Genomic DNA, 19,534 nt, shown 5'->3' with positions numbered 1-19,534 from the left:
GCGCCGCGCCGCCCCCGACAACGCCGAGGCGGGAAATGAGGTTCACCCGATGCCCAGTCGCACAGTGGTCGTCCGGACGACGGCGGGACGAGTGGCCGGAGAGCGGGCCGACGGACTGACCGTCTTCCGGGGCGTGCCCTACGCGGCCCCGCCGGTGGGCCCGCTGCGGTTCTCCTCGCCCCGGCCGCCCGAGCCGTGGCAGGGCGTACGGGACGCCACCGCCTTCGCGGCCCCCTCCCTGCAGGGCGACTACCTGCCCGACAGCAGCGAGGACAGCCTCTACGCCAACGTGTGGACCCCGGACGTGGCGGGCCGTCTGCCGGTCCTCGTCTACATCCACGGCGGCGGCTGGATGCTCGGCGCGGGCAGCGAGCCCGACTACGACGGCGCCCGCACCGCCGTCCACGGCCGCATGGTCGTCGTCAACTTCAACTACCGCCTCGGCGTGTTCGGCTGGGGCCTGCACGAGGACCTCACCGATCCGGGTACGGGCTCCTGCGCCAACTGGGGCCTGCAGGACCAGGCCGCGCTGGTGCGCTGGGTCCGCGACAACGCCGCCGCGTTCGGCGGCGACCCGGACAACATCACCGTCTGCGGCACCTCGGCGGGCGGCTCCAGCACCTGGCAGCTCGCCCTGCTGCCCGAGCTGCGGGGCGTCATCAAGCGGATCATCCCGATCAGCGTCAAGCACGTGTGGGAACCGGCCAGTTCCACCACGTCCAGCGAGGCCCGCGAGGTCTACCGGCATCTGGCGCGCCGCTTCGGCACCACCGTGCCGGGCCTGCGCGCCGTACCGGCCGCCGCACTGCGGGACGCCTTCGACGAGGTGTACGCGGGCAGCCCCACCGAGCGGTTCGTGCAGGGCGCACGCGAATACCGCGGCCCGGTCGTCGACGGGCGGTGGATGCGCGGCTACGACCACGCCCTGCCCACCCCGCGCATCCCGATGATGCCCATCTACTGCCGCACCGAGGGCTCCTTCTTCACCACCGGCCCCGGATACCCCTACCCCGGCCCGCACCCGGCCGACGACACCGGACTGCGCGCCGCCGTCCGGGAGGTCCTCGAGAAGGGCGCCGTCAAGGTCACCGACGAGCAGGTGGACGACTGCGTCGCCCACTACCGGCGGGCGTCCGAGGAGGAGGGCCTGCCCCGGGACCCGGTGTCGGTGTGGACACAGGTGTGGGGCGACGGGCTGTTCCGTTACCAGATCGTGCGGCTGGCTGAACGGCACGCCCGCGAACGCGACCCCGCCGCCTCGCCGCAGTACCTGATGGAGTTCGCCCACCCGCTCAGGCCGCCGTACGCCGGCACCACCCCGCACGAGGCCGTCGCGAAGTTCCTCTTCGGCACGTTCGCGCTGCCGGTCAACGCACCCGCCTACGGGGACGGACCACTGGAGCGGCGGATCTCGGACACGCTGATCGACCTGGTGGCGGCCTTCGCCCGCGGCGGGACACCGAGCAGCGCACACGCCCCCGCCTGGCCGGTGTTCAGCCCGGACCGGCCCACCGTGATGGTCCTCGGCGGCGAGCGGGTGGCGCGGGTCGGCACGGTGTCGGCCCGGCCCCACCTGACCTACTGGGACCGGGCCGGCTGGGTGCCGCGGCCCTGAGCACCACTCCATCCCCCGCCCCGACCACATAAGGAAACGAAAGGACTGGGACTTCGATGTGCGGACTCGCAGGCTGGGTCGCCTACGACCACGATCTGTCGGTACACGGCGGGACGGCGTCGGCCATGACGGAGACGCTGGCGTGCCGGGGCCCGGACGACCGCGGGGTGTGGATCTCACCGCACGCGGTCCTCGGGCATCGCCGGCTCTCCATCATCGACCTGGAGGGCGGCCGCCAGCCCATGCACGTCACCGGTGAGGGCGACGGGCTCCCCGTCCTCGTCTACACCGGCGAGGTGTACAACTACCGCGAGCTGAAGGAGGAACTCGTCGGTCTCGGCCACGACTTCCGCACCTCCAGCGACACGGAGGTCGTCCTGCACGCCTACCTGGAGTGGGGCGAGCACTTCGCCGAACGCCTCAACGGCATGTACGCCCTCGCCCTGTGGGACCCGCGCACCGAGGAACTCCTCCTCGTCCGCGACCGCATGGGCGTCAAGCCCCTCTTCTACTACCCGACGCCCGACGGCGTGCTGTTCGGCTCCGAGGCCAAGGCCATCCTGGCGCACCCCGACGCGGAGGCGGTCGTCGACCGCGAGGGCCTGGCGGAGATCTTCGCCATCATCAACACCCCCGGCCACGCCGTCTTCAAGGGCATGCACGAGGTGGTGCCCGGCACCGTCGTGCGCTTCCACCGCGGCGGCCACACCACCCGCACCTACTGGCAGCTCGAGGCCCGCCCGCACACCGACGACCTCGACACCACCATCACGCGGATCCGCGAACTCCTCGAGGACATCGTCGAACGCCAGCTCGTCGCCGACGTCAAGGTGGGCACCCTGCTCTCCGGCGGCCTCGACTCCAGCGCCATCACCGCGCTCGCCGCGAAGGTCTTCCGCGACCAGGGCAAGCAGGAGCGCATCAAGGCCTTCTCCATCGACTTCAAGAACAACGAGGAGAACTTCCGCGGCAACGGCATCTGGATGGACCCGGACACGCCGTACGCCGTGGACGTCGCCCGCCGCTCCGGCGCCGAGCACGTCATCGTCGAGCTGGAGAACCACCACGTCCTCGACGAGGACGTGCGCATGCGGGTCCTGCGCGCCCAGGACCTGCCCATCTCCACCGGCGACATGGAGCACTCCCTCTACCACCTGTGCAAGGCCCTCAAGGAGCAGGTGACGGTCGCCCTGTCCGGCGAGACCGCGGACGAACTCTTCGGCGGCTACAACTGGTTCTTCGACAAGGAGGCCGTGGAGGGCGACACCTTCCCCTGGTACGACGCCTGGCGCCGGCTCGGCGGCCTGGACACCATGAAGGAGATCGGCCTCTGGGACCGGCTCGGCCTCGACGAGTACGTCGCCAAGCGGTACGCCGAGGCGCTCGCCGAAGTGCCGCGCCTGGAGGGCGAGTCCGCCGACGAGGCGCGGATGCGGGAGCTGTCGTACCTCAACATCAGCCGCTGGGAGAACTTCCTGCTGGACCGCAAGGACCGCATCAGCATGGCCGCGAGCCTGGAGGTGCGGGTGCCGTTCACGGACCACCGGCTGGTGGAGTACGTCTTCAACGTGCCGTGGGCCATGAAGACCTTCGACGGCCGTGAGAAGAGCCTGCTGCGCGCCGCCGCGAGCCACGTCCTGCCCGAGTCGGTGCTGGAGCGCAAGAAGAGCCCCTACCCGTCCACCCAGGACGTGGAGTACGTGCGGGCCCTGCGCGCCAAGGTCGAGGCCCTGCTCGACGGCTCCCCCGTGCTCGGCCTCGTGCCGGCCGAGGGCATCCGCAAGCTGCTGGACAAGCCCGTCGAGTCCTACGCCGGCCTCGGCGGCCTGTGGGGCATGCGGGCCGTGATGGAGCGCCTGGTCGAGTTCGACGCGTGGGTGAAGGAGTACGACGTCCGCGTGGAGTGGTGACACTCCCACCGGCGCGGCGTGCGGCGCGCGGCACCCGGACGGGCCGCGCGCCGCACCGCCGTGCGATCCGACCCCCCTCTCGCACCGGCGGAAGGACGCTCATGGACACCTCAGGCCTGCCCCTCGTGGTCGACGACTCCCCGGAGTGGGGCAGCGAACGGCTCGACCTCGACGCCTATCTCGCCCGCATCGGCTACCGGGGGCCGCGCGAGACCTCCCTCGCGGCGCTCCGCGCCCTGCACCGCGCCCATCGGGACTCCGTCTGCTTCGAGAACGTCGACATCGCCCTGGGGCGCACGGTCTCCCTCGACATCGACGCCGTCCAGCGCAAGATCGTCCAGGCGGGCCGCGGCGGATACTGCTACGAGACGAACCTGCTGTTCGCCGCCGCGCTGGACCGCTTCGGCTTCCCCGTCACGCGGCTCCTGGTCCGCATCCGCGAGGGCAGCGGCAAGCGCCGGTTCCGCTCCCACACGGCCCTGCTGGTGCGGGCGGACGACGCCGTGTGGCTGGCCGACCCCGGCTACGGCTACGCCGCGCTCATCGAACCCATCGCCCTGCGGCCCGAAGCGGAGAGCACCGTCGCCGGCTGGTCATGGCGGCTGACGACCGAGGACGGCCACTGGCTCCTGCAGTACCGGCGGCCCGAAGGCTGGTTCGACATCTACGCCTTCCGCACCGAACCCCAGTACGCCGTCGACTTCCAGGCCGCCCACTACGTCAGCTCCACCCGCCCCGGCTCGCCCTTCGTCGGGCAGCTCGTGGTGCAGCGGGCCAACGACGAGGAGCGGTACCGGCTCAAGAACAACGAGTTCATGACCGAGTACCGCGGCGGCGAGCAGCGCGTGCGCCTCCTGCGCCCGCACGAGACCGTCGACGCCGTGCGCACCACGTTCGGGCTGCCGCTCACCGCCGAGGAAGAACGGCTGCTGCACGACTTCCTCGCCGCCCGGGGGTGACGGCCCCCCACCGCAGGAGAGCTCCCCGCCCTCAGGGCGGGGAGCTCTCCTGTGAGGACTTCAGGCCTTCGCCTCCCGCGGGGCCAGCGCCGCCAGCACGGCCTCCACGACCCCCTCCGGGGTGCGCCCGCCGGTGTCGACGACCGCCCGGGCGACCTCCGTGTAGAGCGGACGGCGTGCCGCGGCCAGCGCACGCCACCGCCGGTGCGGATCACCCGCCAGCAGCGGCCGGCCGGGGTCCCGGCCGATCCGCCGCACCGCCTCGCCGGCGTCGGCGTCGAGGAAGACCACCGGCCGCCCGGACAGCAGGGCCCGGGTCCGCGGATCGAGGACCGCCCCGCCGCCCAGCGCGAGCACACCGTCGTGCCCGGCCAGGGCCCGGGCCACCGCCCGCGCCTCGATCGCCCGGAAGGCGCACTCGCCGTCGTCGGCGAAGATCTCGGCGATGGTCCGGCCCTGTTCGGCGACGATGTCCTCGTCGGTGTCCCGGTAGGCGACGCCGAGCCGCTCGGCCAGCAGGCGCCCGACGGTGGACTTGCCCACGCCCATCGGGCCGACCAGCACGACCAGCGGCCCGCTCATCGGACGACGAGGTGGTCGAGGTACGAGGCGACGTTGCGGCGGGTCTCGGCGACGCTGTCGCCGCCGAACTTCTCCGCCACCGCGTCCGCCAGCACCAGCGCCACCATCGCCTCGGCCACGATTCCGGCCGCCGGGACCGCGCACACGTCCGAGCGCTGGTGGTGCGCCTGGGCGGCCTCGCCCGTGGAGACGTCCACCGTCCGCAGCGCCCGGGGCACGGTCGCGATCGGCTTCATCGCGGCCCGCACCCGCAGCAGTTCACCGGTGGACAGACCGCCCTCCGTGCCGCCGGAGCGGCCCGAGGCCCGTCCGACGCCCTCCCCGGTCGGGAGGATCTCGTCGTGCGCCTCGGAACCCGGCACCCGCGCCAACGCGAAACCGTCTCCCACCTCGACGCCCTTGACGGCCTGGATGCCCATCAACGCGCCGGCGAGCCGGGCGTCGAGCCTGCGGTCCCAGTGCACGTGCGAGCCGAGGCCGACGGGCACGCCGTAGGCCAGGATCTCCACCACACCCCCGAGGGTGTCGCCGTCCTTGTGGGCCTGGTCGATCTCGGCGACCATCGCCTTCGACGCGTCCGCGTCCAGACAGCGCACGGGATCCGCGTCCAGCCGCTCCACGTCCGCCGGCGTCGGGTACACGCCCTCGGGCGCCTTGGCCGAGGCCAGCTCCACGACATGGCTGACGATCTCGACTCCGGTGGTCTCCCTCAGGTACGAGCGGGCCACCGCGCCGAGTGCCACCCGGGCGGCCGTCTCACGGGCGGAGGCGCGCTCCAGGACGGGGCGGGCCTCGTCGAAGCCGTACTTCTGCATGCCGGCGAGGTCGGCGTGGCCGGGACGCGGGCGGGTCAGCGGGGCGTTGCGGGCCAGTCCCCGGAGGATGTCGGGGTCGACCGGGTCGGCCGCCATGACCTGCTCCCACTTGGGCCACTCGGTGTTGCCCACCATGACCGCGACCGGGGAGCCGAGCGTGAGGCCGTGCCGGACGCCGCCGAGGAAGGTGACCTCGTCGCGTTCGAACGTCATCCGGGCACCGCGACCGTGGCCCAGCCGCCGCCTCGCGAGATGGTCCGCGACCATGTCCGTGGTGACCGGCACGCCGGCGGGGAGGCCCTCCAGCGTCGCCACGAGTGCCGGGCCGTGGGACTCACCCGCGGTCAGCCAGCGCAACCTGCTCAACGGTGCCGCGCTCCTTTCCCGTCGTGTGGGGGAGGACCTCCCTGAGGAGGTCGCCGACGATGCGCACGCCGTCCTGGGTGAGCACCGACTCGGGGTGGAACTGCATCGACGCGAAGTGCGGGCCGCGCAGCGCGTGCACCTCACCGGTGTCGGCATCGCGGCTGACCTCCACCACGCCCACCCCCTCGCACTCGGCCTTGTCCTCCTCGGCGCGGGCGGCGAACGTGTTGTAGAACCCGACCCGTTCCCGGGCCCCGAACAGGTCGATCTCCCGCTGCACGCCCTGGTTGGGCACCGCCCGGCGCACCAGCGGGAAACCGAGCAGCGTGCACAGCGTCTGGTGGCTGAGGCAGACGGCGAGGAACGGACGCCGCTCGTCGAGCAGGGTGCGCACCGTGGCACGCAGGTGGGCGATCTTCGGGTGCTCGACGTCGCGCGGATCGCCCGGGCCGGGCCCCATCACCACGAGGTCGTAGCCGTCCGTGGAGTAGGGCTCGTCGAAGCGGCGGACCGTCACCCGCAGTCCCAGGGACCGCAGTTGGTGGTCGAGCATGGAGGTGAACGTGTCCTCGGCGTCCACGACCAGCACGCGGCGTCCGCCCAGCTCCGGACCGGGCCGCGCCCCGGAGCCACGACCGGCCAGCCAGAAGCCGGCGAGGGTGGCGTTGCGCTGCTCCAGCGCCGACCGGACCTGCGGATGGTCCGCGAAGCGGGCCGGCCCGTTGCTCTCGAAGGCCGAGAGCAGACCCGCCGCCTTCGCCGCGGTCTCGGCGACCTCGCTCTCCGGGTCGGAGTGCCGGACGAGCGTGGCGCCGACGCCGATCCGCAGCCGGCCGGTCGCGTCGATGTCGGCGGTACGGATCAGGATGGAGGAGTCCAGGGCCCGCCCGCCGTGCTCGTCCCGGCCGATCAGCGCGACGACCCCGCTGTAGTAGCCGCGCCCCTCGGGTTCGTACCGGTTGATGACCCGGCAGGCGTTCTCCAGCGGGCTGCCGGTGACGGTCGGGGCGAAGAGCGTCTCGCGCAGGATGTCGCGCGGGTCGCGCGTGCTGTGCCCCTCGATGAAGTACTCGGTGTGGGCGAGGCGCGCCATCTCCTTGAGGTACGGCCCGACCACCCGGCCGCCCTCCTCGCAGATCCGGGCCATCATCTTCAGTTCCTCGTCCACGACCATGTACAGCTCGTCGGCCTCCTTGCGGTCGGCGAGGAAGTCGAGCACCTCCGGCAGCGCCGGGCCGGTGGACGGGTAGCGGTAGGTGCCGCTGATCGGGTTCATCACCGCCCGGCCCGCGCGCAGGCTGATGTGCCGCTCGGGAGTGGCGCCGACGAGCGTGCGCGAGCCGGTGTGCACCAGGAACGTCCAGTAGGCGCCGCTCTCGCGTTGCAGCAGGCGCCGGAACACCGCCAGCGCGTGCCGCGGGGTGTAGCCGGTGATGTCGGCGGTGTAGGTGCGCTTGATGACGAAGTTGGCGCCCTCCCCGGTGCCGATCTCGTCCTTGACGACCCGGCGGACGGTGGCGGCGTACTCCTCGTCCGGGACGTCGAAGCGGCCGCCGGACAGCTCCACGGGCAGGTCGGGGATCCGGGTCAGCGCCTCGGCGACGGGCACGGTGGCCTGAGCGGTGACGGCCATGGCCAGCAGCGGCGTGCCGTCGTCGGGGCAGTCGAATCCGCGCTCGGCGATCTGCCGGTAGGGCACGAGGGCCAGGACCTCGTGGCGGGGACCGCCGGACGTCTCCGCGGCGTCGGGCAGGGGCAGTTCGGCGAGGGTGCGCGGCTCGGCCGTCTCGCCGACGACGACGTCCAGCACGCCCGGACCCGTCGTCTCGGGGCGGTGCAGCAGGGCGTACGCGGCCGGTGGCCGGTCGCCCAGGATCCGGCCGAGCAGGTCGCCGCTCGCGGTGCCGGTCATGCCAGGACCTCCTTGGTGGTGACGACGACGGCGCAGCGCTGCGCCGCGTACTCCAGGGCCAGCCGGTGGTGGTGCTCGGAGAAGTCGGCCACGGCGTCGGCCACCAGGAACGGCTGGATGTCGTGGGTGAACGCCTCGACGGCGGTCATCAGTACGCCGACGTGGGCGTACACGCCGCACAGCACCAGCTGGTCCCGGCCGGCGGCGCGCATCCGCTCCAGCAGGTCGGAGCGGAAGAAGGCGCTGTAACGCCACTTGGTGAGCTGCCAGTCGCCGGGGGCCGGGGCCAGTTCGTCGACGACCTGCCGGTCGGCGGGGGCGGTGCGCATGCCCGGGCCCCAGAAGTCCTTCAGCAGGCCCCGCTGTTCGTCGGTCATGCCGCCGGGCTGCGCCGTGTACGCCACCGGCATGCCGAGCCCCGCGCAGTGCTCGCGCACCTGCCGGGCGTTGTCCACGAGTTCCTCCCGCAGGCCGTCGGGCAGGGGCCGCAGGAAGTAGCGCTGCATGTCGTGCACCAGCAGGACGGCGCGGTCCGGGTCGACGGACCACTGGGCCACGTTGCCGGGCAGGTCGCCGGCCGTCGGCATCGGGTAGGGGGTGATCTCGGGTATGCCTGCCATGAGTTGCTCTCCTGGTCGCCTCAGGTCGGTGGGGGACGGGGCTCAGGCGCCGAGCGCGGCGCCGCCGTCGACGGTGAGTTCGTGCAGCGTGATGTGGGAGGCCTCGTCGGACAGCAGGAAGGCGACGGCGTCGGCGACGTCCGAGGGGCGGGCCACCTTGCCCAGCGGGATGCCGACCCGGAACGCGTCCAGCCGCCCCTCGATCGTGTGCGTCGGGCCGGAGTCGTCGTGCCACATGGAGGTGAGCATCGGGGTGCTGGTGGAGCCCGGCGCCACCACGTTGCAGCGGATGCCGTCCCGGGCGACCTCCAGGCCCAGGCTCTTGGTGAACATGGTCGCCGCCGCCTTGGACGCGGCGTAGGCGGCCATCTGCACCCGCGGGGTGGCGGCGGCGTTGGACGCGACGGTGACGATCGCGCCGCGCCGACGCGGCAGCATGCGGTTGACGACGGCCCGCGACATCAGGAAGACGCCGGTGGCGTTGACGGCGAACGTTGTCGTCCAGTCCTCGTCGGTGAGGTTGCGCACGGTGCCCAGACGCAGCACGCCGGCCCCGTTGACCAGGTACTCCAGCGGGCCGAGGCGCTCCTCGGCCGCGCGGACCACGGCGTCGACGTCGGCGGCGCTGGTGACGTCGGCGGGCAGGGCCTGCGCCTCCAGGCCGTCCGCGCGCAGTTTGTCCACCACCTGCCGCAGCCGGTCGGCGTCGCGGTCCACGGCTCCCACCACCGCGCCGCGTGCGCCGAGGGCGCGGGCCACCGCCTCGCCGATGCCGCCCGCCGCCCCGGTGACGAGTGCGACCTTTCCGTCCATTGTCAGGACCTCCTCATCTGCGTGTCTGCCCGACGGCCGTGCCCCGTGCCGGTCGGGGTGGGTGGCGGAGTTGTCAGCCGAGCCAGGCCGAGGCCACGGCGACTGCCTGGCTCGGGTTGAGGCGCGGATCGCAGTAGGTCGTGTACTTGTCCGCGACGTGTTCGACGCAGGCGTCGTTGGGGACGCACTCGGTGACGTCGTCCGGCGTGGTCTCCAGGTGCAGCCCGCCGATGATGCCGCCCTCGGAGCGGACGGCCTCCTGGAACTCCTGGATCTCCCGCTCGATCGTCTCCAGGTAGCGGGTCTTGAGCCCGCCCGGCAGGGCGACGGTGTTGCCGTGCATGGCGTCGGTCAGCCAGATCACCGGGTGCCCGGCCTCGCGGGCCGCGGCGACGAGCCCCGGCAGCCGGTCGCCGACCGCGGACGCTCCCATCCGGGCGATGAGGGTCAGGCGGCCCTTCTCCCGGTCGGGGTCGAGCCGTTCGCACAGCCCGAGGAGCTCGTCGGCCGTCACCTTGGGGCCGATCTTGCAGGCGACCGGGTTGGCGACCCGGGACAGCAGGGCGACGTGCGCGCCGTCGAGCTGACGGGTGCGCTCGCCGATCCAGGGCCAGTGGGTGGAGGTGAGGACGAGCCGGCCCCGGTCGTCCCGGCGGACCATGGGGAGTTCGTAGTCCAGGATCAGCGCCTCGTGGCTGGTCCACACCGGCGGCTCGACGGCGTGCCGCGGTCCGGCGTTCCGCCAGCCGAGATGGGTCATGATCTCGCGGGCCGCCTGGTAGCAGTCCAGCATGCGGCCGGGCTCCGGGCGCCGGCTCTCCGGGTCGGGCTCAGGGCCGTTGACCATGTGGCCCCGGTAGGACGGCAGTTCCATGCCGCCGACCACTTCGGTCGGGCTGGAGCGGGGCTTGCCGAACTGGCCCGCGATCCGGCCCACACGGATCACCGGCTTGTGTGTGATCATCTTCAGCGCGCCGGCCAGCAGGTCCAGCACCGCGGTCTTCCGGGCGACATAGCCGGTCGTGCACTCGGCGGGGTCCTCGGCACAGTCGCCGGACTGGACGACCAGGGCCTCGCCCGAGGCGACCCGGGCCAGCAGCGAACGCAGCGTGTCGACGTCCGCCGCGTCGACGAGGGCCGGGTGCCGGGCCAGGGTGTCCGTGACCTGCCGCACCCGCGCCGCATCACCCCACTCGGGCTGCTGCCTGGCCGGTTTGTCCTTGATGTCGAGCAGCGCGTCGTCCACTGGTGTCTCTCCTTTGGCGAAGGGCGTGACTGCGGCGCGCCATCGCCGGGGCAGGGAGAACCCCGTGACCGCGCGGCCGTGCGGGTCTCGGACGTGGGTCGGCGGGGCCCCGGCGCACCGGGGTGCGCTGGGGCCGCCGGTCATCGGACAAGCCGTACGAGCGGGCCGCCGCGGGCCGTGGCGGTGGTGCCCGTCCGCGCGTCGGAGGCGCGGCGACCGCCCCTTTGTCCGGCACGCGTATTAGCTCGGGTGATAGCTCCGCTCATGCGATAGGTGGCGGGAACGCCGCGGCCGGGAATTGCTCGCTTTGCGGCGGACCCGGACGCCGGGGCACGCAATGACGCCGCCCCGCAAATGCGTTACCGGCCCGGAGGTGGTGCTTTCCGCCTCAACCGGTTCCGGCTCCGGTTCCTGTGCCGGGCAGGGAATCCGGCACGGCCGTCACGGGGCCGCACGCGGCCCGGTCCCGGTCCGAAGGGCCGTTCGAGCGTCGGCCCCGGGGGAGCCGCGCCGGGGCGCGGCGGGAGAAAACAGGTCGTTCGCCCAGGTGACGGGCCCCCCGGCGCCGGTCGGCGTCCGGAGTGCGGACAAGACCCGTGCAGGGCCGTCGAGGACGGCGATGTGGGTCATGCATGCGGTGCTCCTCGGCAGACGGAGTGGCCGTGCCGGACCTCGGGCGGCCGGCTGTTCGCTCCGATCCTGTATCGAAAGCGAAGGAAGGCCCAATGGCGATCGACGCACTTCGTCAAATAGCCGCTACTTCATCAAGTCGATGTCGGAACCACTTTGCGCCAATGTGGCAGGACACCCGTAGTTCATCACCGGTGCATGCGAATAACCTGACGGCGACGCTTGAACTCGCCATGGACTAGCAAGGAGTGACGACCCGCCATGTCGGACCGGCTGAGGCAACCGGGCGTGCTGGAGCTGGACGAACTGGTCGCGGAGGGCGTCTCGCCCTGGCTGGACGGACTCACCCGCGGTCACCTTGCCTCCGGATGCCTGAGCCGGCTCATCGCGCGCACCGGCGTCCGGGGCGCCACGTCCGACCCGGCCGCGCTCGCGGCGGCGGTCGAGAGCGACGACGCCTACCGCGAACAACTCGCGGGCCTGGCCTCCGACGACATCTGCGCCGCCGACGCGGTGCGTGCGGTGGCGGCGTACGACGTCCGCTGGGCCTGCGACGAACTCCGCCCGGTGTACCAGGCCACACGCGGCCTGGACGGCCTGGTGTCGATGGACCTGGACCCACGCCTCGCCCATGACGTCGAGTCGGCCGTGGCGGAGGCGGAGCAGGCGCTGCGCGCGGTGAACCGGCCGAACGCGATGGTCAAGCTGCCGGCCACCACGGAGGGGATCGCCGCGATCAGGGAGTGCGTCGGCGCGGGCTTTCCCGTGCATGTCACCGCGGTCTTCTCGGCCTCGCGCTATCGCGAGGCCCTCGACGCCTATGCGGAGGGACTCCGGCGCGCGCTGGCCGACGGGCGGCGGCTCTCCAGGCTGGTCTCGGTCGTCTCCCTGCCCGTGGGCCTCCTGGACGCCGAGGTGGACGCGCGGCTGGAGGATCTGGGCACCCCCGACGCCCTGGCGCTGCGCGGCGAAGCCGCTGTGGCACGGGCCCGCCACTTCTACCGGATGTACGACGACTGGTTCGGCGGCGCCGACTGGCGGGCCATGGCCGCGGCGGGAGCCCATCCGCAACGGCTGATGTGGACGGCCACCACCGTGACCGACCCCTCGTCGTCCCTCACCCGCTATGTCGAGCAGCTCGTCACCTGGGGCACGATCACCTTGATGACCCTGCCCACCCTGAAGGCGGCCGCCCGCCGGCTCGACATGTGCGGGGACACGTTGATGGGGCGTCACGGGGCGGCTCTCGAGGTCTGGAGACGACTGGAGGACCTCGGCGTCGACGGCGAGGAGATCGCCCGCAAGCTGGAGGCCGAGAGCGTCGAAGGGCTGGCGGCCGCGTGGCGCGACCTGTACGCGGCAGTGGACGCGGGGCGGCGCACGGCTCACCGGACGTGACGGGGCGCGAGAGCCGTCGTCACCGAAGCTTCACGAGCGGCGGGATTCCTTCACCTTCATGGTCTCCTCGTTACCGTGACCAGGCGCGAAGCGCCGTCGGCCTCAACGCAGTTGGCCGAAAATTGTTGCCTCGCGTGAGTGAGGGAAGCAGTAAATGACGTGCGGTGCAGCAAATGTGACGGCCCGTCAGCGACATCGGCGGCCCGTTGTCGCACTCCGGCCCGGCTCGTCCGGCCTCGTCACGGCTACCACAGCGGAACGTACGAGCGATGGGTTCACGACGAACTGATTTTGCTGACGAGCTGTTCAGCAAGCGGGGCTTCCGCGCGCATCGGGGTGATTAGCATGAGCCGTACGTGGTCGGAAGATCGCCTTGTGTCGGCTGATCCCTTCCCCGGCCCGCGGCCGTCGCCGTCGTACGGCCGCCCCCTTCCCCTGCTCTCACCGACCGAGGGACCGCTCCATGCCAGTGCCTGCTTCTCCCAGCCAGCACCCACCGGCGGGGGCGCCGCGCACCTCGTTCGCCGCACGGGCGGCCGTGCTGGTGGTGACCGCCGCCGCCGGTGGTGCGGCGCTCGCCCTGGCGCCGTCCGACGCCACTCCGTGGGCCCTGGCCGTGGTGCTGGCCGGGTGGGCGTGCGTGGCCGTCACCGTCCTCGTCGACCACCGCCTCGTCCGGCGGGCCCGCTCCACCGCCGCCGAGCGGGAGGCGGAGATCGGCCGCCTCCGCGCCGAGGCCGCCCGCCGTTCCGCGGAGATCTCCCACCTGGCCGGAGCCACCCTGCCCGCCGTGGCCGAACGGCTGCGCGAGGGCACGAGCGCCGCCGACGTGCTGGCCGCCGTGCCCCCGCCCTCCGACCCGCAGCTCTCCCGCATCACCCACGCCTTCGCCGCCGTCGTCGAGGAGGACGTACGGCGGGTGCTCACGCTCGAGGACGAGTACCGCGCGATCCGGGACGAACTCGAACGGACCGCGACCGAACACGACCGGTTCGTACGGGAGACGATGCCGGCCGCGATCACCCGGCTCCGCGAGGGCCGCTCCGCCGACACCGTGCTCGCCGAGACCGACCTGCCGCAGCACCCCGCCCTGCGCGCCCCGGCGGAATCGTTCATCCGTGAACTCGCCCACAGCGAGCGGCGCGCCGCCGCCGCCCAGGCCGCCTCCGCCAAGGCGCTCAGCCGCGTCCAGGCCAAGGCCGTCCAGATGCTCGCCGACCTGCGCGAGATGCAGGAGCGGCACGGCGAGGAGGTCTTCGGCGACCTGCTCAAGCTCGACCACAGCACCTCCCAGCTCGGCCTGATGACCGACCGGCTGGCGCTGCTCATGGGCGGCCGGTCCAGCCGCGCCTGGAACAAGCCGATCAGGATGGAGAGTATCCTGCGCGGCGCCGCCGGCCGCATCGCCGCCTACCAGCGGGTCCGCCTGCACTGCTCCACCCGCACCGCGGTCGCCGGGTTCGCCGCCGAAGGCGTCATGCACCTGCTCGCCGAACTGATGGACAACGCGGCGAACTTCTCCCCGCCCATCGACGAGGTGCACGTCTACGTCGAGGACCGCAGCGCCGGCGTCGTCGTCACCATCGAGGACAGCGGTCTGAAGATGGCCGACGCGGCGATGCGGCGCGCCGAGGAGGCCGTCAGCGGGCGCGTCACCGACCTCGCCTCGCTCCAGGGCACCCGGCTCGGCCTCGCCGTCGTCGGCCGGCTCGCCGCGAAGTACGGCGTCAGCGTCAACTACCGTCCGTCCTCCCGCGGCGGCACCGGCGTCGTCGTCCTGCTGCCGCTGCACCTGCTCGCCCAGCAGCGCGAGCCCGCGCCGCACGAGACGGCCGGCCGGGGCGACACGCTGGCCGGCCGCGGCGGAGCGGCCCGGGGCGTGTCCGTCCAGTCCCCGTCGGAGACGGCCTCCCCGGCCGGCCGCCACACGGACGCACTGCCCTCCGCGGGCTCCTCCGCCGGCTCCCGGAGCGACGCCGACGCGCTGCCCGTCCGCGGCTCCCGCGGCGACCGTGACAACGCTGCCGAGGTCCGCCCCGCGGCCGCCTCGCTGCCCGCCGCCGAGCCTCCGGCCGCCCGGGCCGAGCGGTCCGACCTGCCCGCCGTCCCCGGCCAGGGACGGCACCGGCAGCCCGAGGGCACCACCCCGAACGGCCTCCCGGTCCGCGCCCCCGGCCGCACCATGGCCGAGGCGGAGCGCGAGCGCGAGCAGCGCCAGTCGGCGGCCGCCCGCTCCGGCGACACGGGGTCGGGCCGGCGCGGGGCACGCGACGCCGGTTCGCGGTTCGGCGCCTTCCACCGCGGCGCACGGCAGTCCGGCAACGGCGTCACCGGCACATCGGGCGACGGCGCCTCCGGCACCGGCTCCCGGCCGCCCGCGGCTCCCTAGTCCCACCCCTCCCGTACGGCGCCGCGGCCCGGCCCCGTACGGCGTCCGGGGCGACGGCGCCCCTTCCCGCTCGAGCACGTGAGATAGGAGGAACGGGCCGGTGACCGGCCAGGCCGGACACCACCGTCCCAACACCCACCATGCAGACCACGACCACCGACAACAGCCTCAACTGGCTCCTGCAGGGTCTTCTGGAGCGGACCCCCGGCGCACGGCACGCCCTGGTCCTCTCCCGGGACGGCCTCAAGCTCTGCTGGAGCGAGCACCTGACCCTCGACCTCGCCGACCAGCTCTCGGCCATCTGCTCCGGCATCCAGGCCCTCGCCCAGGGCGCCTCCATGGAGTTCGGCGACGGCACCGGCGGCGTACGGCAGTCGATGACGGAGTTCCACGGCGGCCTGCTGTTCATCGTGGAGGCCGGCGCGGGCGCGCACCTCGCCGTCGTCGCCGGTGAGGACGCCGACCCCGGCGTGGTCGGGCACCAGATGATGGAGCTGGTCGAGCAGATCGGCGACCACCTGCGCGCCGAGCCCCGAACCGAGTCCGCGGGGAGCGGCACCTCGTGACCCCCCGCAAACCCGTCGACACGGGCGACCCGGACCGGCTGTACCTCGTCACCGGCGGGCGCAGCCGCGCCGACGAGTCCTTCGACCTGGTCACCCTGATCGTCAGCGAGAGCGCGCCGACGCCGGGGATGCAGTCGGAGCACGCCCGGATCCTCGAGCTGTGCGAACACCCCGTCGCCGTCGTCGAGATCGCCGCGGAACTCGGGCTGCCGGTCACGGTCGTACGCATCCTGCTCGGCGACCTGCTGGACACCGGGCGCATCACCGCGCGCCACCCGCGCGCGGCGGCGTCCGTCGCCTCCCTGCCCGATTCCGCCCTACTCCAAGAGGTGCTCCATGGACTCCGCAACCTCTGAGCTGCCCACCCACCGCACACCGCTCCGCGACACCGCGGAGACGGGCCTGAAGATCGTCGTCGTGGGCGGGTTCGGCGTGGGCAAGACGACCCTGGTCCGCTCCGTGAGCGAGATCCGGCCGCTGAACACCGAGGAGGTGATGACGCAGGCCGGCGTGGGGGTCGACGAGACCGACGGGCTGCCCGCGAAGACCACCACCACGGTCGCCTTCGACTTCGGGCGGATCAGCCTCAACGACCGCATGGTGCTGTACCTGTTCGGCGCGCCCGGGCAGGAGCGCTTCTGGTTCCTGTGGGACCGGCTGTTCTCCGGCACCCTGGGCGCCGTGGTGCTCGTCGACACCCGCCGGATGGACGACTCCTGGTACGCCATCGACCGGCTGGAGCACCACGGCACGCCGTTCGTCGTCGCCGTCAACCGGTTCGACGACAACAGCGTCCGGTACTCCCTGGAGGAGATACGCCAGGCGCTCGCCCTCCCCGCGCACGTGCCGATGGTCGACTGCGACGCCCGGGTCCGGGCCTCCGGCAAGGACGTGCTGATCACCCTCGTGAACCACCTCCACGATCTGGCCACCGCCAAGGAGGCGACACTGTGACCGATCCGGCCGACCCCTTCGCGTCCCCGGCCCGCACCGGGGACGAGCCGCCCCCGGGGTGCCCCGCGCACGCCGGCGCGGTGAGCCTGACCGGGCTGGACTTCCAGCAGACGCCCTCGGAGCTCTACCGCACGATGCGCCGCGAGCACGGCCCCGTCGCGCCGGTGCTGCTCGACGGCGGCGTCCCGGCCTGGCTGGTGCTGGGCTACACCGAGCTCACCTATGTGACCAGCCACGACGAGCTGTTCGCGCGGGACTCCCGGCGCTGGAACCAGTGGGAGAACATCCCGGCGGACTGGCCGCTGCTGCCGTACGTCGGCTACCAGCCCTCGGTGCTGTTCGCCGAGGGCGACGAACACCGGCGGCGGGCCGGGGTGATCACCGAGGCGCTGGAGGGCGTCGACCAGTTCGAGCTGGCCAACGAGTGCGGTCTGATCGCCGACGACCTCATCGCCCGGTTCGCCGGCAGCGGCCAGGCCGAGCTGATGTCCGACTACGTGCACCCCCTGCTGATGCGCGCCGTCGTGCAGATGTGCGGCATGCCGGCGACCGGTGAGGACACCCGCCAACTCGTCGACGACCTGCGTATCTCCCTCGACGCGGCGGAGGGCGAGGACCCGGTCGCCGGGTACAACCGGGTGGGCGAGCGGCTGCGGCAGCTGGTCAAGGAGAAGCGGACGGCGCCCGGCCCGGACGTCACCTCCCGCATGGTGATGGACCCGGCGGGACTCTCGGACGAGGAGATCGTCCAGGACCTCATCTCGGTGATCTCGGCGGCCGAGCAGCCGACGTCCAACTGGGTCTGCAACACGCTGCGTCTGCTGCTGACGGACGAGCGCTTCGCCGTGAACGTCTCGGGCGGCCGGCTCAGCGTCGGCGAGGCGCTCAACGAGGTGCTGTGGCTGGACACGCCGACGCAGAACTTCATCGGGCGCTGGGCGGTACGGGACGTGCAGCTCGGCGGCCGGCGGATCAGGGCGGGCGACTGCCTGGTCCTGGGCCTGGCCGCGGCCAACACCGACCCGCAGATCTGGCCCGAGGGCCACGTCGGCGCGGAGAACGCCGCGCATCTGTCCTTCAGCAACGGCGAGCACCGCTGCCCGTACCCGGCCCCGCTGCTGGCGGACGTGATGGCGCGCACGGCGGTCGAGACGCTGCTGGAGCGGCTGCCGGACCTGGTGCTGGCCGTCGAGCCGGAGGAACTGGTCTGGCGTCCGTCGATCTGGATGCGGGGCCTGATGGAACTGCCGGTGCAGTTCACGCCGGTGGTGCAGTAGCCCTCACCGGGCGGCAGGCGGTACGACGACGGGCGCTGCCCCCGCGGCGGACCGGCCGGGACGGAACCGGCCGGGGGCGGGGGCGGCGCGTGTGAACGGGGTCGCGGACCGCTGACCGGGGTCAGCCCTGGACCGGCGTGAACCGGACCGGCAGGCTCTGCACACCGCGGGTGAACACACCCTGCTCGGCCGGCTGGAACCCGTCGGCGAGCCGCACGTCCGGCATGGCGTCGAGGAGCTGGTTCATGCCGATCTCCACCTCGGCCTTGGCCAGCAGCGCGCCCACGCAGAAGTGCCGGCCGAGCGCGAAGGCCAGATGGTCGGCGGCGGCGGAGAAGGCCGTGGTGGTGGTCAGGTCCTCGCGGAAGATGTCGAAGCGGTCCGGGTCGGCGTAACGGCGCTCGTCCCGGTTGGCGGCGCCGATCAGGCAGGTGACGGTGGCGCCGGCGGGTATGGTGCCGCCGCTGACGGTGACCTCCGTCGCGGACTGCCGCATGATCATGTGCACCGGCGGGGTGTACCGCAGGGTCTCGGCGAAGGCGCGCGGTATCAGCGAGCGGTCGGCGCGGACGGCCGCGAGCTGGTCGGGGTGGGCGAGCAGGTTCGCGAAGATGCCGGCGATGGCCTTGTCGGTGGTCTCGCCGCCGGCGGCCAGCAGCAGGCTGCAGAACGCCTTGACGTCCTCGTCGCTCATCCGCACGCCGTCGACCTCGGCGCTGCACAGCGCGGACAGCAGGTCGTCGCCCGGGTTCTCCCGGCGCTCGCGGATGATCGGCAGCATGTACTCGGCGAACTCCACCCGGGTCCGCTCACCGGCCGCCGTCACCTCGGGGTCGCCCGCCAGGTTGCCGAGGAAGGCGATGACGGCGGTGTACCAGCGGTGGAAGCGGGGGTGGTCGGCCTTGTCCAGGCCCAGCATGTCGGCGATGACGTTGACCGGGAAACGGGTCGCGAAGTCGTCGACCAGGTCGGCCGAGCCCTTGTGCCGGAAGGCGTCGATCAGTTCACGGGAGTTGCGCTCGATGACCGGCAGGAACTTCTGCTCCAGGTCGCTGCCGCGGAAGGCGGGCGCGACCAGCGCGCGGCGGACGGCGTGCTCGCGCCCGCTGAGCTGGAGGATCGTCTTGCCGTGCACCGGCTCGAGCTGCCAGGCGTAGTTGTCGGTGGTGAACTCGCCGGCCTTGTCCTTGAAGACGCGCTCGACGTCCTCGTAGCGCGAGACGATGTAGCTCTTGGTCGCCTCGTGCCAGATGAGGGGCGCGGTCTCCCGCATCACGCGGTAGGCCGGATAGGGGTCCGCTGCGAACTCGGGCGAGAGGATGTCGGGCACCTGCTGGGCGGTGGACATGGGGCTCCCTGCGGTCGTATTTCGTGTACCGCACAAGGTTATTGATCATCCGTCAGCAAGGACAGAGCGCCCGATGACCGGATCCGTTTGAACGATGAACAGGCCGAAAATCGCCCCTCCCGCACGAGAGCCCT

The 19,534-nt window shown here is 72.7% G+C and carries 16 protein-coding genes; 9 read left to right on the top strand and 7 right to left on the bottom strand.

The window, feature by feature from the left end; all coding sequences use genetic code 11:
• The first annotated feature begins 49 nt into the window (after positions 1–49).
• The 3 genes from ACP7TJ_RS09175 to ACP7TJ_RS09165 all read left to right on the top strand — a co-directional run bounded on the left by ACP7TJ_RS09175 (position 50) and on the right by ACP7TJ_RS09165 (position 4,484).
• Entirely contained in the window at positions 50–1,615 is a 1,566-nt protein-coding gene (locus ACP7TJ_RS09175) for a carboxylesterase/lipase family protein (RefSeq protein WP_189910221.1), read from the top strand.
• Between the two features lie 56 nt (positions 1,616–1,671).
• Positions 1,672–3,525 (top strand): asparagine synthase (glutamine-hydrolyzing), encoded by a 1,854-nt coding sequence (asnB, locus tag ACP7TJ_RS09170; protein WP_093767832.1) that lies wholly within the window; start codon positions 1,672–1,674, stop codon positions 3,523–3,525.
• Positions 3,526–3,626: 101 nt separating this feature from the next.
• Positions 3,627–4,484, top strand: coding sequence for an arylamine N-acetyltransferase family protein (locus ACP7TJ_RS09165; protein WP_093767833.1), 858 nt, complete (start codon positions 3,627–3,629; stop codon positions 4,482–4,484).
• Between the two features lie 60 nt (positions 4,485–4,544).
• Here the strand turns inward: ACP7TJ_RS09165 and ACP7TJ_RS09160 are convergent, their stop codons facing one another.
• The 6 genes from ACP7TJ_RS09160 to ACP7TJ_RS09135 all read right to left on the bottom strand — a co-directional run bounded on the left by ACP7TJ_RS09160 (position 4,545) and on the right by ACP7TJ_RS09135 (position 10,838).
• The gene (locus tag ACP7TJ_RS09160) at positions 4,545–5,066 is read right to left on the bottom strand and encodes a shikimate kinase (RefSeq protein ID WP_093767834.1); all 522 of its coding nucleotides are present in this window, start codon (positions 5,064–5,066) and stop codon (positions 4,545–4,547) included.
• On the bottom strand, positions 5,063–6,247 hold the full coding sequence (gene aroC, locus ACP7TJ_RS09155; protein ID WP_189910223.1) for a chorismate synthase: 1,185 nt from the start codon (positions 6,245–6,247) through the stop codon (positions 5,063–5,065). The genes ACP7TJ_RS09160 and aroC overlap by 4 nt, the downstream gene beginning before the upstream one ends.
• Positions 6,216–8,159 carry an anthranilate synthase family protein gene (locus ACP7TJ_RS09150; protein ID WP_427762741.1) on the bottom strand — a complete coding sequence of 648 codons (1,944 nt, stop codon included), beginning with the start codon at positions 8,157–8,159 and terminating at the stop codon, positions 6,216–6,218. The genes aroC and ACP7TJ_RS09150 overlap by 32 nt, the downstream gene beginning before the upstream one ends.
• Entirely contained in the window at positions 8,156–8,779 is a 624-nt protein-coding gene (locus ACP7TJ_RS09145; protein WP_093767837.1) for an isochorismatase family protein, read from the bottom strand. The genes ACP7TJ_RS09150 and ACP7TJ_RS09145 overlap by 4 nt, the downstream gene beginning before the upstream one ends.
• Before the next feature lie 42 nt (positions 8,780–8,821).
• A complete protein-coding gene (locus ACP7TJ_RS09140; RefSeq protein ID WP_167742923.1) occupies positions 8,822–9,592 on the bottom strand; it encodes a 2,3-dihydro-2,3-dihydroxybenzoate dehydrogenase in 771 nt (256 codons plus the stop codon).
• A gap of 73 nt (positions 9,593–9,665) precedes the next feature.
• The gene (locus ACP7TJ_RS09135; RefSeq protein WP_427762739.1) at positions 9,666–10,838 is read right to left on the bottom strand and encodes a 3-deoxy-7-phosphoheptulonate synthase; all 1,173 of its coding nucleotides are present in this window, start codon (positions 10,836–10,838) and stop codon (positions 9,666–9,668) included.
• 891 nt (positions 10,839–11,729) lie between these two features.
• On the opposite strand from ACP7TJ_RS09135, the gene tal reads away from it, so the two are divergent.
• The 6 genes from tal (at position 11,730) to ACP7TJ_RS09105 (ending at position 18,052) form a co-directional block, all read left to right on the top strand.
• Positions 11,730–12,866: a transaldolase gene (gene tal, locus ACP7TJ_RS09130; protein ID WP_427762737.1), complete on the top strand. Its 1,137-nt coding sequence runs from the start codon at positions 11,730–11,732 to the stop codon at positions 12,864–12,866.
• A 463-nt stretch (positions 12,867–13,329) separates the two neighbouring features.
• Positions 13,330–15,255, top strand: a complete 1,926-nt coding sequence (locus ACP7TJ_RS09125) for an ATP-binding protein (RefSeq protein WP_266396545.1) — start codon at positions 13,330–13,332, stop codon at positions 15,253–15,255.
• Positions 15,256–15,395: 140 nt separating this feature from the next.
• On the top strand, positions 15,396–15,821 hold the full coding sequence (locus ACP7TJ_RS09120; RefSeq protein WP_093767842.1) for a roadblock/LC7 domain-containing protein: 426 nt from the start codon (positions 15,396–15,398) through the stop codon (positions 15,819–15,821).
• Positions 15,818–16,177, top strand: a complete 360-nt coding sequence (locus tag ACP7TJ_RS09115; RefSeq protein WP_093767843.1) for a DUF742 domain-containing protein — start codon at positions 15,818–15,820, stop codon at positions 16,175–16,177. Before ACP7TJ_RS09120 ends, ACP7TJ_RS09115 begins: the two co-directional genes overlap by 4 nt.
• Positions 16,158–16,775 (top strand): GTP-binding protein, encoded by a 618-nt coding sequence (locus tag ACP7TJ_RS09110; protein ID WP_093767844.1) that lies wholly within the window; start codon positions 16,158–16,160, stop codon positions 16,773–16,775. The genes ACP7TJ_RS09115 and ACP7TJ_RS09110 overlap by 20 nt, the downstream gene beginning before the upstream one ends.
• Positions 16,772–18,052 carry a cytochrome P450 gene (locus tag ACP7TJ_RS09105; RefSeq protein ID WP_093767845.1) on the top strand — a complete coding sequence of 427 codons (1,281 nt, stop codon included), beginning with the start codon at positions 16,772–16,774 and terminating at the stop codon, positions 18,050–18,052. Before ACP7TJ_RS09110 ends, ACP7TJ_RS09105 begins: the two co-directional genes overlap by 4 nt.
• Before the next feature lie 121 nt (positions 18,053–18,173).
• On the opposite strand, the gene ACP7TJ_RS09100 is transcribed toward ACP7TJ_RS09105, so the two are convergent.
• On the bottom strand, positions 18,174–19,400 hold the full coding sequence (locus ACP7TJ_RS09100; protein WP_093767846.1) for a cytochrome P450: 1,227 nt from the start codon (positions 19,398–19,400) through the stop codon (positions 18,174–18,176).
• Between the last annotated feature and the right edge of the window lie 134 nt (positions 19,401–19,534).

The organism is Streptomyces sp. DSM 41931 (assembly GCF_050271085.1).
In the GTDB taxonomy this organism is placed as follows: domain Bacteria; phylum Actinomycetota; class Actinomycetes; order Streptomycetales; family Streptomycetaceae; genus Streptomyces; species Streptomyces albogriseolus.
This window is presented reverse-complemented; position numbering and strand designations above follow the sequence as displayed.

What these genes read in the sequence shown, in the direction of transcription:
- ACP7TJ_RS09175 (WP_189910221.1), top strand. Translation starts at nt 50, where the DNA reads ATGCCCAGTCGCACAGTGGTCGTCCGGACGACGGCGGGACGAGTGGCC.
- asnB (WP_093767832.1), top strand. Translation starts at nt 1,672, where the DNA reads ATGTGCGGACTCGCAGGCTGGGTCGCCTACGACCACGATCTGTCGGTA.
- ACP7TJ_RS09165 (WP_093767833.1), top strand. Translation starts at nt 3,627, where the DNA reads ATGGACACCTCAGGCCTGCCCCTCGTGGTCGACGACTCCCCGGAGTGG.
- ACP7TJ_RS09160 (WP_093767834.1), bottom strand. Translation starts at nt 5,066, where the DNA reads ATGAGCGGGCCGCTGGTCGTGCTGGTCGGCCCGATGGGCGTGGGCAAG.
- ACP7TJ_RS09150 (WP_427762741.1), bottom strand. Translation starts at nt 8,159, where the DNA reads ATGACCGGCACCGCGAGCGGCGACCTGCTCGGCCGGATCCTGGGCGAC.
- ACP7TJ_RS09145 (WP_093767837.1), bottom strand. Translation starts at nt 8,779, where the DNA reads ATGGCAGGCATACCCGAGATCACCCCCTACCCGATGCCGACGGCCGGC.
- ACP7TJ_RS09140 (WP_167742923.1), bottom strand. Translation starts at nt 9,592, where the DNA reads ATGGACGGAAAGGTCGCACTCGTCACCGGGGCGGCGGGCGGCATCGGC.
- tal (WP_427762737.1), top strand. Translation starts at nt 11,730, where the DNA reads ATGTCGGACCGGCTGAGGCAACCGGGCGTGCTGGAGCTGGACGAACTG.
- ACP7TJ_RS09125 (WP_266396545.1), top strand. Translation starts at nt 13,330, where the DNA reads ATGCCAGTGCCTGCTTCTCCCAGCCAGCACCCACCGGCGGGGGCGCCG.
- ACP7TJ_RS09120 (WP_093767842.1), top strand. Translation starts at nt 15,396, where the DNA reads ATGCAGACCACGACCACCGACAACAGCCTCAACTGGCTCCTGCAGGGT.
- ACP7TJ_RS09110 (WP_093767844.1), top strand. Translation starts at nt 16,158, where the DNA reads ATGGACTCCGCAACCTCTGAGCTGCCCACCCACCGCACACCGCTCCGC.
- ACP7TJ_RS09100 (WP_093767846.1), bottom strand. Translation starts at nt 19,400, where the DNA reads ATGTCCACCGCCCAGCAGGTGCCCGACATCCTCTCGCCCGAGTTCGCA.